17 protein-coding genes are annotated in these 15966 nt (G+C 34.1%); 14 read left to right on the top strand and 3 right to left on the bottom strand.

Annotated elements, in window-relative coordinates:
* Positions 1-104: 104 nt before the first annotated feature.
* From ACF91D_RS16240 to ACF91D_RS16230, 3 genes are all read left to right on the top strand, one after another.
* A complete protein-coding gene (locus tag ACF91D_RS16240) occupies positions 105-1007 on the top strand; it encodes an ABC transporter substrate-binding protein (RefSeq protein ID WP_042739119.1) in 903 nt (300 codons plus the stop codon).
* Positions 1008-1413: 406 nt separating this feature from the next.
* Positions 1414-1971, top strand: a complete 558-nt coding sequence (locus ACF91D_RS16235) for a biotin transporter BioY (protein WP_107526571.1) — start codon at positions 1414-1416, stop codon at positions 1969-1971.
* 34 nt (positions 1972-2005) lie between these two features.
* Positions 2006-2764 (top strand): GNAT family N-acetyltransferase, encoded by a 759-nt coding sequence (locus ACF91D_RS16230; protein WP_107526572.1) that lies wholly within the window; start codon positions 2006-2008, stop codon positions 2762-2764.
* 33 nt (positions 2765-2797) lie between these two features.
* Here the strand turns inward: ACF91D_RS16230 and fdhD are convergent, their stop codons facing one another.
* A complete protein-coding gene (fdhD, locus tag ACF91D_RS16225) occupies positions 2798-3604 on the bottom strand; it encodes a formate dehydrogenase accessory sulfurtransferase FdhD (RefSeq protein WP_392437372.1) in 807 nt (268 codons plus the stop codon).
* Between the two features lie 165 nt (positions 3605-3769).
* Here fdhD and ACF91D_RS16220 point away from each other — a divergent pair, with 165 nt between their 5' ends.
* From ACF91D_RS16220 to ACF91D_RS16190, 7 genes are all read left to right on the top strand, one after another.
* Positions 3770-4777, top strand: coding sequence for a LacI family DNA-binding transcriptional regulator (locus ACF91D_RS16220; RefSeq protein WP_107526573.1), 1008 nt, complete (start codon positions 3770-3772; stop codon positions 4775-4777).
* 116 nt (positions 4778-4893) lie between these two features.
* Positions 4894-6060: a galactokinase gene (locus ACF91D_RS16215; protein ID WP_107526583.1), complete on the top strand. Its 1167-nt coding sequence runs from the start codon at positions 4894-4896 to the stop codon at positions 6058-6060.
* Between the two features lie 17 nt (positions 6061-6077).
* A complete protein-coding gene (galE, locus tag ACF91D_RS16210; protein WP_107526584.1) occupies positions 6078-7079 on the top strand; it encodes a UDP-glucose 4-epimerase GalE in 1002 nt (333 codons plus the stop codon).
* A 3-nt stretch (positions 7080-7082) separates the two neighbouring features.
* Positions 7083-8591 (top strand): UDP-glucose--hexose-1-phosphate uridylyltransferase, encoded by a 1509-nt coding sequence (galT, locus tag ACF91D_RS16205; protein WP_107526574.1) that lies wholly within the window; start codon positions 7083-7085, stop codon positions 8589-8591.
* A 185-nt stretch (positions 8592-8776) separates the two neighbouring features.
* Positions 8777-9565 carry a molybdate ABC transporter substrate-binding protein gene (modA, locus tag ACF91D_RS16200; protein WP_107526575.1) on the top strand — a complete coding sequence of 263 codons (789 nt, stop codon included), beginning with the start codon at positions 8777-8779 and terminating at the stop codon, positions 9563-9565.
* Between the two features lie 17 nt (positions 9566-9582).
* Positions 9583-10254 carry a molybdate ABC transporter permease subunit gene (modB, locus tag ACF91D_RS16195; protein ID WP_107526576.1) on the top strand — a complete coding sequence of 224 codons (672 nt, stop codon included), beginning with the start codon at positions 9583-9585 and terminating at the stop codon, positions 10252-10254.
* A complete protein-coding gene (locus tag ACF91D_RS16190) occupies positions 10255-10869 on the top strand; it encodes an ATP-binding cassette domain-containing protein (protein WP_107526577.1) in 615 nt (204 codons plus the stop codon). It begins immediately after the preceding gene.
* A gap of 387 nt (positions 10870-11256) precedes the next feature.
* Here the strand turns inward: ACF91D_RS16190 and cudC are convergent, their stop codons facing one another.
* A complete protein-coding gene (cudC, locus tag ACF91D_RS16185; protein WP_042739110.1) occupies positions 11257-11814 on the bottom strand; it encodes a choline uptake/conversion transcriptional regulator CudC in 558 nt (185 codons plus the stop codon).
* Between the two features lie 294 nt (positions 11815-12108).
* Between cudC and ACF91D_RS16180 the strand changes: the two genes are divergently transcribed.
* Both ACF91D_RS16180 and ACF91D_RS16175 read left to right on the top strand, forming a co-directional pair.
* A complete protein-coding gene (locus ACF91D_RS16180) occupies positions 12109-13113 on the top strand; it encodes a ThiF family adenylyltransferase (protein ID WP_107526578.1) in 1005 nt (334 codons plus the stop codon).
* A gap of 18 nt (positions 13114-13131) precedes the next feature.
* Positions 13132-13632: a MogA/MoaB family molybdenum cofactor biosynthesis protein gene (locus ACF91D_RS16175; protein WP_107526579.1), complete on the top strand. Its 501-nt coding sequence runs from the start codon at positions 13132-13134 to the stop codon at positions 13630-13632.
* 44 nt (positions 13633-13676) lie between these two features.
* Here the strand turns inward: ACF91D_RS16175 and moaC are convergent, their stop codons facing one another.
* Positions 13677-14162 carry a cyclic pyranopterin monophosphate synthase MoaC gene (gene moaC, locus ACF91D_RS16170; protein ID WP_107512185.1) on the bottom strand — a complete coding sequence of 162 codons (486 nt, stop codon included), beginning with the start codon at positions 14160-14162 and terminating at the stop codon, positions 13677-13679.
* 62 nt (positions 14163-14224) lie between these two features.
* Here moaC and ACF91D_RS16165 point away from each other — a divergent pair, with 62 nt between their 5' ends.
* Both ACF91D_RS16165 and mobB read left to right on the top strand, forming a co-directional pair.
* A complete protein-coding gene (locus ACF91D_RS16165) occupies positions 14225-15484 on the top strand; it encodes a molybdopterin molybdotransferase MoeA (protein WP_107526580.1) in 1260 nt (419 codons plus the stop codon).
* Complete coding sequence (gene mobB, locus ACF91D_RS16160) at positions 15481-15966, top strand: molybdopterin-guanine dinucleotide biosynthesis protein B (RefSeq protein ID WP_042739105.1); 486 nt, start codon at positions 15481-15483, stop codon at positions 15964-15966. The genes ACF91D_RS16165 and mobB overlap by 4 nt, the downstream gene beginning before the upstream one ends.

Genomic DNA, 15966 nt, shown 5'->3' with positions numbered 1-15966 from the left:
ATTATTAATTATCACAATACTTGTAAATATTACTATTGTAAAATTACTTTAGAAGCTATATAATTACTTTGTAACTGATAATCGTTTTCAATGGAGGGAAATAAATGAAGAAATTATTGTTTCCGTTAATTGCCTTAGTTTTAATTTTGGCAGCTTGCGGTAATAAATCGGATAGCGATTCAAAGAAAGAAGAAACAAAGTCTTATAAATTAGATAGTGGCAAGAGTATCGATGTACCTAAATCACCGAAACGTATTGCGGTTGTTGCACCTACATATGCTGGGGGAGTTAAATACCTTGGTGGGAAAATTGTTGCTGTAAACAAGCAAGTAGATAGCAGTAAATTGTTAAAAGATAAATTTAAAGGTGTTACAAAAGTTGGAGATAACGATGTTGAAAAGGTTGCTAAATCAAAACCAGATTTAATTATTGTATATTCTACTGATAAAAACATCAAAAAATACAAAAAAATTGCTCCAACAGTTGTATTTGACTATGGTAAACATAAATATCTAGATCAACAAGAAGAATTAGGGAAATTGTTAGGTAAAGAAGATAAAGTTAAAGCTTGGGAAGAAAAGTGGAAAGCTAAAACTAAAAAAGATGGTAAAGAAATCAAAGAAAAAATTGGTTCAGATGCAACAGTATCAATCTTCGATGAATTTGACAAAAAATTATATAGTTACGGACCAAACTGGGGTCGTGGCGGCGAAGTATTATACCAAGCATTCGGTCTAAAAATGCCGGAGAAATTAGACAAGTTAGTTAAAAAAGAAGGCTGGGCTGAAATTAAACAAGAAAAACTTGCAGATTATGCTGGTGATTATATTGTTTCAACAAGTGAAGGTAAAGCTACGCCATCATACGCTAAAACAGATTTATGGAATAATATTCCAGCAGTTAAGGATGGTCATGTAATCAAAGTTCAAGCTGAAACTTATTGGTATAACGATCCATACACATTGGAATATATGAGAAAAGATTTAAAAGAAAAATTATTAAAATAATATAAAGCTATGAAATTGTATTATCAGTAACTTATTAGGGAATTTAGTAAGTGCTTTAAAGCAATATACTTATTAAATGACAATAGACTATTATTGTTTTAAATGTTTGGGACATAAATCCCATTCTCAAAATAAGAGAGTTAATCCTCAACGGATTAGCTCTCTTTTTACATTTGAAAAAACTTGTGATTAAACGTTGATGCCTAAGTTTAATTTTGATTATACCAATCAATACATGTAGGCGTTATTTTTCTAGAAATTACGCCTACATGTATTTTTATCCTAACCATCATTGTAAAAATATATTGCATTTTATTGAATCTAAATATATCATTCAATATTGTAAACTGTTTTTATATTAATGTTTACATTAATGGTGAGCTAACGAAATTAAGGAGGTTGTATTGTGACTACAAAATATTTAGTATATACAGCATTAATGACGGCAATCATAGCTGTGTTAGGTTTTGTTCCAGCAATTCCGTTGCCAATTATGCCTGTACCTATCGTGTTACAAAATATAGGTATATTCTTGGCGGCAATTATCTTAGGGAGAAAGTATGGCACGATAAGTGTGATGGTCTTATTATTACTTGTTGCAGCGGGATTACCATTATTATCTGGTGGCAGAGGTGGTATAGGCGTATTTGCTGGTCCATCTGCTGGTTTCTTATTTATGTATCCAGTTGTTGCATTTCTCATTGGTTTAGTAAGAGACTTATACTTCAAAAAGATTAATTTTATCTTATTATTAGTTACAACTATTATATTTGGGGTAATATTATTAGATGTGGTTGGTACGCTTATTATGGGCATAATTACTAATATTCCAATGAGTAAATCGATACTTTTATCATTTGCATTTATGCCTGGAGATATAATAAAAGCAATTATTGCAAGCTTGATTGGCAATATATTATTAAATCATAGTCGGTTCCAACAATTATTAAAAACAAACAATTAATAGACAAGGTGTGGTGATGGAGTTGAAAATTTCGATGGATAATATCTTTCAACAAGGTACGATATTTAAAAATGAAAAAGATAAAACGATCTACTTAACTCCGGATGAACCCTTAGTCTATGATGCGAATAAATGGGAATACAAGTATTTACCTTCAATCACAGAATTTAAACAACATGTCTTGAAACAAGCTAAATTACATCAGCAACAAGGTTCCGAACATTTAGCATTTGTTTTTCCAGAAAATGTACTACTTTCTGATACGTGGATTAATTTATTAGAGCGAACTGGTTTTGAATTAGGTTTAATGGAATTGTATGCCATTGAAGCTAAGTATTTTCCGCAATCGAACAACACTGACATTGATATCCAATTTGTTTCATCAGAATCAATTGAGGATTACATACAAATTTATAGAACGTTTGCCTTACCATATGGCAATGCATATGCAAATGAGAGTATTCAACTTCTGAGAGCTAGTTATGGTATCGATAATAAAGAACGTCTGATAGCTTATAAAGCAGGCCAGCCTGTAGGTATATTGGATATAATCGTTTCGGACAATACAATCGAAATAGATGGCTTTGGTGTGTTACCAAACTTTCAAAGACAAGGAATTGGAACTGTTATGCAGAGTTTTGTAGCTCGTTATGCTGGTGAAAAGCCAATGATTTTGATAGCTGATGGAGAAGATACTGCAAAGGATATGTATATAAAGCAAGGGTATCAGTTTATAAGCTTTAGGTATCAAATAGTAAAAGAGGCCATTGAAGATAGTGATATACAATTATAAGTATTTAAATAAAGCTGTAGATGCATTCGAAATTTAAGTTTCGTTAGCGTCTACAGCTTTTATGCGTTCTGGATGGCTGTATATATTAAAGTTACCATCTCTTATAAAACCGACTGCTGTTATATTCAAATCTTGAGCTAATGTGATGGCTAATGTAGTAGGAGCAGATTTTGATAGTATCATGCCTACTCCAATCTTTGCAGCCTTGATTAATATTTCGGATGAGATTCTACCACTAAAGATCAATACTTTATTGCGCACAGGTATATGTCTTTGTATGCAATATCCATATAGTTTATCTAATGCATTATGTCTACCGATATCTTGGCGGTGTTCAAAGAATGTTTCACCATCGCTGATTGCAGCATTATGCAATCCACCTGTTTGCTTAAATACCTTACTTGCACTTTGTAATCTTGTCATCATATTTAAAACCTGAGTCGGTGTTAAGGTGATGTCGGAGAGTGAAGTCTTGGCAACAGCCATATCGTTTTGAAAGTAAAAAGCACGACTTTTTCCACAACATGAAGCAATGGTTCGCTTCGTAGAATATTCAAAACGCTCACCTAGTTCTTTATTTAGATGGACATGAGCAAAGCCCTTACTATCATCAATTTGAATAGATTTCAAATCTGTACTTTTCAATATGGCACCTTCAGATGCTAAAAAACCTAGCACTAGCTCTTCTAAGTGATTAGGACTACAAATAACAGTGGCAAATTCTGAGCCATTTACCATGATAGTTAATGGGAATTCTGTAACATAATGATCTGTTGTTTGGATTAATGCGCCTTGTTCATAACGTACAATGGGTTGATTAGTTAAGACATCTTCATGCATAAGTACACCTCATTTCTTTTCACTTACTAAGTGTAACTTATTTTTAAATGTAAAAAAATAAAACAGATTAATTGTACCAATAGTAAAAAAACAATCGGTAATGTAAAGGGTTGATACCTAAAGAGTAAACAAGTAAACTTAAAGTAAACAATATGAGGTGATACAATGGCGAGTATTAGAGATATAGCAAAAGAGGCAAATGTGAGTCCGGGTACTGTGTCCCGTGTGTTAAACAATGATCCAACACTGTCTGTTGCAGCAACAACACGAGAGAGAATTCATGATGTGGCTAAACGCATGCAATATCAAAAGGTATCACGTAAAAACAAGACAATTCAAATTATCACATATGCTTCACGAGCTAAGGAAATGTCAGATCCATATTACAGAGAAATTAGATTAGCTATTGAAGCAGAAGTAACACGACTCAACTTATCATTGAAACGTACTATTAGAATTGATGGGAGTAGTGGTGTTGTAGATTTCGATAAAGTTGAAAAGGCTGGAGCAATTATTGTGGTAGGTAACTTTTCAGAAGCAGCGATTATTGAATTACAAGCACACAATAATAATATTGTTGTTATTAATAATCCAAATACACCTAAATCTATAGATGCTGTCTATTCAGATTTACATTATGCCATGACAACATTATTAAATGAAATTGAGAAAATGAATTTAAAGCGAGTAGCATATGTAGGTGGTACCCATACAGTTAGGAATCTTGCAGGGGAAGCTAAATTATATAACACAGATCCTAGATATGAAGCTTATACAGCATGGTGTGAAGACCATCATATTGATGCCTTGCCGATAATGAGTGGCTGGGAACAAGAGGATGGCAAATTAGCAGTACAACGTTTTATAGCTGAAGATACTTTGCCAGATGTGTTAATAGCTGGTAATGATATGGTTGCTATTGGTATTTTACAACAGTTACAAAGTGAAAATATTAAATTACCTGATGAAGTTAAATTAGTAAGCTTTAATGATTTAGAAGTTATTCAATATGCCGTTCCATCAGTTAGTGGTGTACATATACCGGTTGATGAATTTGGTAGAACGGCTGTGCGTATGGCTGAAGAACGAATAAATAAAACACGTAAAATTGCAATTCACGTTGTAGTGGAGGCACAATTAAATGAACGTACAACCTTCAAAACGATGCGTTGAATGAAGTTCATTGACAAAACATTTAGTAAACAAGTAAACTCATTTTAAGTTTACTATATTGAAATAAAATAATGTTACGGACGAAAGTGCGTCACACAATAAGGAGCGGATGGATGATGTTACAAGCAATGCATAAACAATTCGAACGGTTATTTGATAGCAGAGCAGATGTTGCAGCTTTTGCGCCCGGGAGAATTAATCTAATTGGTGAACATACTGATTATAATGGGGGTTATGTTTTTCCTGCTGCAATTGAATTAGGTACGTATGGTTTAGTGTCAAAGCGTTCAGATGATATGGTGCAATTATTTTCAAATAACTTTGAAGAAAAGGGGATGATTAGCTTTTCACTAAATGAGCTAGAATTTGATGATGCGCATGATTGGGCTAATTACCCAAAAGGAATTATTAAATACTTGAAAGCACAATTCCCACATATTACCCAGGGCTTTAATATGCTTGTAGAAGGTAATATTCCAAATGGTGCAAGCTTGTCTTCATCAGCATCTATTGAATTATTAACAGGTTGGCTACTAAGACAATTATTTAATTTAGAATTATCAAGGTTAGAATTAATAAAAATGGGTCAGCAGGTTGAAAATAAATTTATGGGCGTGAATTCAGGTATTATGGACCAATTTATCATTGGTATGGGTAAAGCTGAACATGCAATTATGTTAGATACAGCAACGTTAAAGTATGACTATGTACCAGCGAAGTTTGGTGATTATGTCATATCGATAATGAACACAAATAAACGTCGGAATTTAACGGAGAGTAAGTACAATGAACGTCGTGCAGAATGTGAATCGGCACTAGAAGCATTAAAACAAAAATTAGATATAGCAGCATTGGGTGAATTGTCAACGGAGCAATTTAAAGCACATCAATATTTAATTGAAAATGATGTTGAATTGCGCCGTGCAAGACATGCAGTCACTGAAAATGAACGTACAAAACAAGCGTTCAAAGCATTAGAACAAAGTGATTTTACAACCTTTGGTAAATTGTTAAATGCATCTCATAACTCATTGAAAAATGACTATGAAGTAACAGGTAAAGAGTTAGATACTTTAGCTGAAACGGCACAAAAGGTAGAAGGAGTATTAGGAGCAAGAATGACTGGTGCCGGATTTGCTGGCTGTGCAATTGCGCTAGTACATAAAGATAGTGTTAAGCAACTAGAATCTGAAGTATCCCAGAAATACCAGGATGATATAGGTTATCTACCATCATTTTATCATGTAGGTATTAGCGAAGGCGTTAAAGAACTAACGATATAAAGAGGAGGAGATTTATGATGTCTGTATTAGTATTGGGTGGAGCCGGTTATATTGGTAGTCATGCTGTTGATCAGCTCATTTCACAAGGCTTTGAAGTGATTGTAGTTGATAACTTAGGAACGGGGCATAGAGATGCGGTTCATAAAGATGCACAATTTTATGAAGGAGATATTAGAGATAAAGCTTTCTTAACAAATGTATTTTCACAACATCAAATTGAAGGTGTGTTTCATTTTTGTGCATATTCGTTAGTAGGAGAATCTGTTCAAAAGCCATTAGCATACTTTAATAATAATGTACATGGTCTACAGGTATTATTAGAGGTTATGTATGATTATCAAGTGGAACATATTATCTTCTCTTCTACGGCAGCGGTATATGGCGAGCCAGACAACGTACCTATTACAGAAGATGATTCAAAAACGCCTACTAGTCCATATGGTGAAAGTAAGTTAATGATGGAAAAAATGATGCGTTGGAGTCATGAAGCATATGGTGTAAATTATGCGGCGTTACGTTATTTCAATGTGGCTGGTGCTAAAGAGGGTGGTTCGATTGGTGAAGATCATCGACCAGAGACACATCTTATCCCTATTGTTCTTGAAGTTGCTCTAGGTCAAAGAGATCATTTGACGATATTTGGTGATGATTATGATACACCAGACGGGTCATGTATCAGGGACTATCTTCATGTAGTTGATTTAATCGATGCGCACATCTTAGCCTTTAAATATTTACAAAGTGGTGGAGAATCTGGTGCCTTTAATTTAGGCAGTAGCCAAGGGTACTCAGTTTTTGAAATTTTAAAGGCAGCAAGAGAAGTGACGCAACAACCAATTAAAGCCGAAGTAGGAGAGCGAAGAGCAGGTGATCCAAGTAAGTTGATTGCTTCTAGTGATAAAGCTAAGAGCTTACTTGGTTGGCAACCGCAACATGATGATATTAATGACATTATAGCTTCAGCTTGGGCTTGGCATAATCAAAATCCTAATGGTTATCTTGAAGATACGGAGGGATAAAAGATGTTATTAGAGCAACAACTCGTAAATCGCTTTGTGACATTTGCAATTAAGTATGGTGATTTCGAAAATGAAGATGCTATTTATATACAAAATCGTTTGTTAGCAATATTAAATGCAGAAGGTATTGATCAAAAATCGTCAATCCCTGATTCAATCAATAGCGCACCTTCTCCAAATGATATTACTCAGTATTGGATTCAACAGGCAATTGAGCAACAAATGATTGAAGATGCTTTATACAATAAAGAAATAATTGAAGCACAAATTCTTGATTTAATAACACCTAAACCATCAATGATTAATCAGCGATTCTTTGAAGCCTATAAGGAAGCACCTCAAAATGCGACAGATTATTTTTATGAAATTTCAAAGCTAAATCATTATGTTAAAGAAGATGCTATAGCGAACAATATTAATTATGAAGTGTCGACGGAGTATGGGGATATAGAAATTACGATTAATCTATCTAAACCAGAAAAGGATGCTAAACAGATTGCTTTAGCGAAAGAAGCAAAAAGTTCAGCATATCCACAATGTGCATTGTGTATTGAGAATGAAGGGTATAAAGGTTCTGTGCTTCAAGCTGCGCGTACCAATCATCGTATTATAAGAATAGAGTTAGATAATGAACACTTTGGTTTTCAATATTCTCCTTATGCATACTTTCAAGAACATAGTATCGTGTTGTCGGAACAACATGAACCAATGAAAATTAATAAGCAAACATTTAAAAATTTACTGGCGTTTATTGATCAATTTCCACATTACTTTATAGGTTCTAATGCTGATATTCCATTAGTTGGTGGTTCGATATTGTCACATAACCATTATCAAACTGGAAGACACACATTCCCTATGGATAAAGCACGTGAATTAGACCGTTTTTCGCTAGTCCAATTTCCTAGTGTTGAGGCTAGTATTTTAAAATGGCCGATGAGTGTCATTAGATTGAAAAGCGCAGATAAAAATGAACTTATCGAAGCGGCTACTTTTATTATGGATGGTTGGAATCGTTATTCTGATGAAACTGTCCAAATTAAAGCGTTTAGTAATAATGGTGAGAGACATCATACCATAACACCAATTGCAAGATATCGTAATGGTTTATATGAATTAGATGTTGTATTAAGAGACAATCAGACGTCTAATGAATACCCAGATGGAATTTTTCATCCTCATCAAGATGTTCAACATATCAAGAAAGAAAACATAGGGTTAATCGAAGTAATGGGCACAGCAATCCTTCCTGGCAGATTGAAGGAAGAGCTACAACATGTCAAAGCCTATTTATTAGGTGATGATGATATTGATTTAGGTGTCCATCAATCATGGGCGGATACAATGAAAGCTAATTATAGTATAAATAAGTCTAATGTTGATGAAATTGTAGACAAAGAAGTAGGCTATAAATTTAAACGCGTGTTAGAGGATGCTGGTGTATTTAAACAAACTGAAGTAGGACAGAATGCATTTATGCGCTTTATCCACACATTAGAAAGCATTCAATAATATATCATTGAGCTTGTCAAAAACATTTTTTGGCAAGCTTTTTTGTGAATTTTTTAGCAATTAGTATTGAAAGTATGATTAAAAATTCATTTAGTGAAAATTATTTTATAAATTGTCAATTTAGTTACCCTTTTGTTTTTTAAAAAAGAGGAATATAATAATTCACAAAGGAAGGGGTATTAAATATGAACAAATATTACAAACCATTTTTGATAATGGTCCTAGCATTAAGTGTCATTGTAGCTGGCTGTTCGAATTCATCTGCACAAAAGAGTGACAACAAAAAAAGTAGCGAAAATAAAAAGCAAACGTTACAAATTTCTGCTGCAGCTAGTTTAACAGATGTTACAAAAGATTTAGAGCAAGCATTTGAGAAACAGCATAAAGATGTTGATATAAGCTTTAACTATGGTGGTTCTGGTGCGCTGAGACAACAAATAGAAAAAGGTGCGCCAACTGATGTGTTAATGTCTGCTAATACAAAGGATGTCGACGCTTTAACTGAGCAAAATAAAGCGCATCATACATATAATTACGCAAAAAACAAATTAATTTTAATCGGTGATGATAAACATAAGTATCATCAAGTTAGTGATTTACAACAAGGAGATAAATTAGCAATAGGAGAAGTGAAATCAGTACCAGCTGGGAAATATGCAGAGCAATATTTGAAATCACAAGGGTTATATAAGCAAGTACAAGATCATATTGTTTATGCTAAAGATGTCAGACAGGTATTGAATTATGTTGATAAAGGTAATGCGCAACTTGGTTATGTATATAAAACAGATTTATATCAAAATCAACAAAATGGTAATGATAAAGTTAAAGAAATTGCTGATGCTAAATTGAAAAAGCCAATTATTTATAAAGCGGCTACAACATCTAATAAGAAGATGGCAAAAGAATGGGTAGATTTCTTGAAAACAAATAAAGCGAAATCAATTTTGAAGAAATATAAATTTGAAGCATAAAGTAGGAGGTTAACGAGATGCCAGATATTACTCCATTTTGGATATCTTTAAAAGTAGCTATATCGAGTACACTGATTGTATTAATACTTGGTATTCTCATTGCAAGATGGCTATATCAAAGGCATGGTGTAATAGCGCGAGTTATAGAGAGCTTTATTGTGTTGCCTATCGTATTGCCTCCTACCGTTATGGGTTTTATATTGCTTATTATCTTTTCGCCAAAGTATCCGCTAGGTCATTTTTTTACACAAGTGCTCCATATACCTGTCGTCTTTACCTTAACTGGTGCAATCATAGCTTCTACGATTGTTAGTTTGCCATTGATGTATCAACATACGGTGCAAGGGTTTCGTAATATTGATACGAAGATGCTGAATACTGCTAGAACTATGGGAGCTAGTGAGTTAAAAATATTTTTTAAGTTAACATTACCGTTATCTAAGCGCGCTGTGTTATCAGGTGTAATGATGAGTTTCGCACGAGCGATTGGTGAATTTGGCGCGACGCTGATGGTTGCTGGCTATATTCCAAATAAGACGAACACATTACCACTTGAGATATATTTTTTAGTAGAACAGGGCAAGGAAAATCAAGCATGGTTATGGGTTATTGTATTAGTGGCATTTGCTATAACTGTAATTGGCACGATAAACCTTATGCATAGAGAGCGTTTTAAGGAGGGGACTTAATTGATAGATATTCATATAGTCCAGCAGGTTAGAGATTATCGTTTGAAAGTGAATATTAACGATGAGCAACCACGAATATATGCGCTAACAGGTCCTTCTGGTATTGGTAAAACAACAGTGTTAAATATTATTGCGGGGTTAACTCCGGCTGCCAAAGGTTATATTAAAGTTAATGGTCGTGTGTTAACAGATACTGAACAAGGCGTTCAAGTGAAAATTCAACAACGACGTATTGCGTATTTATTTCAAGATTATCAATTATTTCCAAATATGACAGTGATGCAAAATTTAACCTTTATGTCACGACATTCTTCACATATCACAGAGTTAGCTAAGCAATTAAATATTGCGCATTTAACAAGTCAATACCCAAGCAGCTTGTCAGGGGGAGAAGCTCAAAGAGTTGCACTTGCACGTGCATTGACTACGAAACCTGATTTAATATTGTTAGATGAGCCTTTTTCAAGTTTGGATGATAATACGAAAAATGAAAGCATTGACTTAGTTAAACAAATATTCAATTTATGGAAAATACCTATTATCTTTGTTACACATTCACATTATGAAGCAGAAACGTTGGCGGATGAAATTATTACTTTAAACCATGAATCATAGCTGTAAAATACACCACAATATCAGAAGTTAATCTGAGCATAATAAAGATGTGTTGAAGCTATATAACATTAATATTTGTGTCATTTAAGCATGTAATTGTTCCATATACACAGCAGATTGAATAATGAGTGTGTATATATCGAGAAAATCGAAAAGCAGGATTAGATCATTTAAGAATCGTAGCTAATTAAGTGGCGTATGTTAAATAAAAAGTCGGTAACTGAAATTGTAAAAACTCAGTTGCCGACTTTTCTCTTGGGAAAATATTCCTGACAATATACTATTTAATTTCCATTTAAGTTATTCTAATTTATATAAAACCACTATATAGCGTTTAGTATAGCTTTAAGGTTATGTGTCGAAAATCGAATTGTTAGCTGTCAGTGTTTAATCTTGGTTGTTATCTGGAATTGGGAAGTAATCGAATATTTTACCAGATGCTAAGGCTTTGCTAAGTGTTGAGAGCCAATCATAATAAACCTTTGAATGCTCAATCTGTTCTAAAACTTCATAGGCTTCTTCTTTTACTTCAGTAGTTGCTGTTTCCGAATGAATGATTGGATTAAGAATGGCTTCGGCTTTATGTATGGCTTCTAAATTAAGTTTGATTTCTCGTTTCCATTTTTGTGAAAAGAAATTTCCAAAAAAGGTGAAGAAATCTTTTTCGGCAGTAAAATGTTGTTTTCTACTCCCTCTAATAAATTCTTGTTTCACGCCGTCAAATTCTTGCAATCGTTTTACACCTGCACTCATGCTGGGTTTGCTCATTTGCAATTCATAACGCATTTCATCCAATGTCATACTTTTTTGCTCAAAAACCATCGTTCCATATAAATTACCTACACTTCTATTTACACCATATAAATCCATTGTTTCACCAATAGAATTAATAACAATATCTTTTGCTTTTTCTAATTGCTCTTCATAGCCCTTTGAACGTGCCATTTATCCACCTCCATATCAAATCTTATATATTGTACCATGAACAGTAATTCGAAAGATATTCTTTAAAGTAAACAATTTAATACATTTTTAATTTTGTTATCTATAACACAAGATAAAAGATGTTGTAAGTGTATCAAAGTATGGCAAATGGCTGTTCACTGCATAAGTGCGTTATGCGACTATAATTGAATTAGGGAATTCACTTATTTTTATTTTATATAATTACTAAACGTTGTTACATTGAAGTGCAAGATTTATAATAGAAACAATTGATGTGTAGAGGAGTTTGTAATGGTGGATTTTGAACGTTATTCTAGGCAAATTTTATATAAGCATATTGGACAACAAGGTCAAGCACAGTTATTAAAGCAACATGTGCTGATTATAGGAATGGGTGCATTAGGAACACATTTAGCAGAAAGTTTAGTACGGACTGGTGTCGGTGAAATTACAATTGTAGATAGAGATTATATCGAATTTAGTAATTTGCAACGCCAGACTTTGTTTACAGAACAGGATGCTTCGTCATATATGCCTAAAGTGGTAGCCGCAAACAACCATCTTAAAGCAATTCGTTCTGATGTTGTGATTCATCAACACATTGCACATGTCGATGCACACTTTTTAGAACAGCATGCAACACAAATTGATTTGATCTTAGATGCGACAGATAACTTTGAGACACGACAGCTCATAAATGACTTTGCATATTTAAATAAAGTGCCTTGGATTTATGGTGGTGTTGTACAAAGTACATATGTGGAAGCGCCTTTTATACCAGGTGAGACACCGTGCTTTAATTGCCTTGTTCCTAATATACCAACGATAAACATGACTTGTGATACGGTAGGCGTTATTCAACCAGCAGTGACAATGACGACGAGCTTACAGATGAGAGATGCGTTAAAGATTATCTTAGATGCGGAATTATCTCCTAAATTAACTTATGGTGATTTATGGGAAGGTTCACATCATTCATTTGGCTTTGCCAAAATGAGTCGCTCAACTTGTCCTACTTGTGGTGTAAATCCAACATATCCATATTTGCATACTACTAGTCGAGATTATGCGACTTTGTGTGGTAGAGACACAGTACAATATCAAAATAATAATATTACCCAGGAAATATTAGAATCATTTTTAATTAGAAATCATATTAACTATCAAAGTAACCCGTATATGATAAGGTTTAAATACAAAGAGCATCAAATCGTAAGTTTCAAAGGTGGACGAATGCTCATTCACGGAATGACTAACCCGAATGAGGCGAAAACCTTAATTAATCAATTATTTGGCTAACATAGGAGGAATTGCATTATGCATACGAATGTTAAGTTAAATCGACCAATTAAATGTGGTGTATTAACGATATCGGATACTAGAAATTATGATACGGATAAAGGTGGTAAATTAGTGCAAGCGTTGCTCTCTGAAATAGGTATCACAATTTCTACAGAATATTACAAAATTGTCAAAGATGACAAAATTGCTATAGAGTCTCAAATAGAGCATTGGTTAGCGACAGATTTAGACGTCATCATAACAACAGGTGGGACAGGCATTGCTCAAAGAGATGTAACAATAGAAGCGGTAAGTCCGTATTTAACTAAGCAGATCGAAGGATTTGGAGAATTGTTTAGATATTTAAGTTATGTCAAGGATGTAGGGACAAGGGCAATGTTGTCGAGGGCGATAGCAGGTACACACAATGATAAGTTGATTTTTTGCTTACCAGGTTCAACTGGAGCCGTGAAATTGGCAATAGAGGAACTAATTAAACCTGAAATAACACATTTGATTAAAGAACTAACAAAATAAAATACCTCGAACAATCAATTCGAGGTATGAACCGTTATATTAAATTATTGTTCGCGTTGAAAGTCACCGGATTTACCGCCTGTCTTGGTTAGCAAATAAGTCTCACCAATAATCATACCTTTGTCTAATGCTTTAGTCATATCATAAATCGTGAGTGCTGTAACAGAGGCAGCAGTGAGTGCTTCCATTTCTACGCCAGTCTTACCTGTGGTAGAAACAGTAGCTTGAATATTTAATGTATAATCGGCTTGGTTTTGTTGCCAATTAAATTGAATGTCAATGCCAGTCAATGGTAGAGGATGGCACATTGGAATGATAGTTGATGTTTGCTTTGCTGCCATAACACCTGCAATTTGTGCAGTGTTTAAGACATTCCCTTTATCATTCGTATGTTCGACAATTTGTGTGTGGATTTCTTCGTTTACTGTAATGCTAGAGTGTGCAGTAGCTGTACGTTTTGTAATTTTTTTGTCTGAAACGTCTACCATTTTAGCATTACCTTGCTCATTTATATGTGTAAATTGAGACACAGTTATCCCTCCTAAACATTTTTAGTATACCATGAAATTATAAGTTATAAGGAGTAGATCGTATGCCAGTAGAAAAGAGAACGCCTATCCCTGTAAGTGAGGCAATTAAACGTATTGTTAATGAAAATATTATAATGGATATCACAAATGTAAAATTATCTGAAAGCTTGAACTATATACTTGCCGAAGATATTGTTGCTACATACGATATACCGAGATTCGACAAGTCTCCTTATGATGGCTTTGCACTTAGAAGTATAGATACAACAGAGGCATCAGGAGATAACAGAATCTTCTTTAAAGTAATTGATCACATTGGAGCGGGAGCAGTATCTAACGAATCAGTAGGTGAACATGAGGCTGTACGTATAATGACAGGTGCTGCTATTCCTAAAGGCGCAGATGCTGTTGTTATGTTAGAGCAAACTACCGAATACGAGTCAGGATTTACGATTCGCAAGCAATTTGATGCTTTAGAAAATATTGCTATTAAGGGAGAAGAGACTAAGTCGGGTGACATTGTCTTACAAAAAGGACAACGTATTAATGCTGGTGCCATCGCAGTATTAGCAACTTACGGCTATACAGAAGTGCCTGTTTATAATAAACCAAGCGTAGCTATTATTGCTACAGGTAGTGAATTGTTAGATGTCGGAGATGAATTAGAGCCTGGAAAAATCAGAAATTCTAATGGGCCTATGATTAGTGCATTAGCACAAAATCTTGGATTAACAATAGAAACTTATAAAATTCAACAGGACGATTTAGATACCAGTATAGAAACTGTTACAAATGCACTACAACAGCACGATATTATTATCACTACAGGTGGTGTATCTGTTGGTGACTTCGATTATTTACCACAAATTTATCAACATTTAGAGGCAAAGGTCTTGTTTAACAAGGTTGCTATGAGACCTGGTAGTGTTACGACAGTTGCCGTAGCACAAGGGAAATATTTATTTGGGCTTTCAGGTAATCCTTCTGCTTGCTATACAGGCTTTGAGTTATTTGTAAGAACTGCTGTCTTAAAGATGACAGGGGCACAGGCAGTGTACCCACAAGTAGTTCGCGCAACGTTAATGGAAGACTTCACAAAACCGAACCCATTTACAAGATTTATACGTGCAACAACAACATTTGATGGTCACCAAATGACTGTTACGCCTTCAGGATTTAATAAATCTGGAGCTGTTGTAGCAATTGCTCATAGTAATGCCATGATAATGTTACCAGGCGGGACTAGAGGTTATAAAAAAGGCTATACTGTTGATGTTATACTGACAGAATCTGACAGTAGAGAGTATGATTTAACATTATGATAATACAAATTGTTGGATATAAGAAATCAGGTAAAACGACATTAATGAGTCATACGATTCAACAGCTAAAGTTAAATAACTATACAGTTGTAACTATTAAACATCATGGTGGCGAACACGATAATCAATTACAGGATATTAAATTGCAAAGTGCAGAAGTTGATCATATGAAACATTTTGAAGCAGGTGCAGATCAAAGCATTGTCCAAGGTGTCAATTATCAACAAACAGTAAGTCGGAGTCCTAAGCAAACTTTGACTGAAATTATCAGAAAATCTGTTACAATAGACACTAACATTATATTGGTAGAAGGATACAAAGATGCTACTTTTCCTAAAGTAGTTGTCTATAGAGATACTGATGAATTAAAGCAGTTGAACCAACTTACCAATATTAAATATAGAATCAATTTAGATGATCAACAAGCATTAGCACAATATGATAAGTGGTTATTAGCGTATATACAAGAAGGAATGAAATAG

The organism is Staphylococcus sp. 231237_7MaSpsaltlick (genome assembly GCF_043107035.1).
Note: the sequence above shows the minus strand (reverse complement) of the source record. Positions and strands in the feature narration are given on the sequence as shown.

What these genes read in the sequence shown, in the direction of transcription:
- ACF91D_RS16240 (WP_042739119.1), top strand. Translation starts at nt 105, where the DNA reads ATGAAGAAATTATTGTTTCCGTTAATTGCCTTAGTTTTAATTTTGGCA.
- ACF91D_RS16230 (WP_107526572.1), top strand. Translation starts at nt 2,006, where the DNA reads ATGGATAATATCTTTCAACAAGGTACGATATTTAAAAATGAAAAAGAT.
- fdhD (WP_392437372.1), bottom strand. Translation starts at nt 3,604, where the DNA reads ATGCATGAAGATGTCTTAACTAATCAACCCATTGTACGTTATGAACAA.
- ACF91D_RS16220 (WP_107526573.1), top strand. Translation starts at nt 3,770, where the DNA reads ATGGCGAGTATTAGAGATATAGCAAAAGAGGCAAATGTGAGTCCGGGT.
- ACF91D_RS16215 (WP_107526583.1), top strand. Translation starts at nt 4,894, where the DNA reads ATGTTACAAGCAATGCATAAACAATTCGAACGGTTATTTGATAGCAGA.
- galE (WP_107526584.1), top strand. Translation starts at nt 6,078, where the DNA reads ATGTCTGTATTAGTATTGGGTGGAGCCGGTTATATTGGTAGTCATGCT.
- galT (WP_107526574.1), top strand. Translation starts at nt 7,083, where the DNA reads ATGTTATTAGAGCAACAACTCGTAAATCGCTTTGTGACATTTGCAATT.
- modA (WP_107526575.1), top strand. Translation starts at nt 8,777, where the DNA reads ATGAACAAATATTACAAACCATTTTTGATAATGGTCCTAGCATTAAGT.
- modB (WP_107526576.1), top strand. Translation starts at nt 9,583, where the DNA reads ATGCCAGATATTACTCCATTTTGGATATCTTTAAAAGTAGCTATATCG.
- cudC (WP_042739110.1), bottom strand. Translation starts at nt 11,814, where the DNA reads ATGGCACGTTCAAAGGGCTATGAAGAGCAATTAGAAAAAGCAAAAGAT.
- ACF91D_RS16175 (WP_107526579.1), top strand. Translation starts at nt 13,132, where the DNA reads ATGCATACGAATGTTAAGTTAAATCGACCAATTAAATGTGGTGTATTA.
- ACF91D_RS16165 (WP_107526580.1), top strand. Translation starts at nt 14,225, where the DNA reads ATGCCAGTAGAAAAGAGAACGCCTATCCCTGTAAGTGAGGCAATTAAA.
- mobB (WP_042739105.1), top strand. Translation starts at nt 15,481, where the DNA reads ATGATAATACAAATTGTTGGATATAAGAAATCAGGTAAAACGACATTA.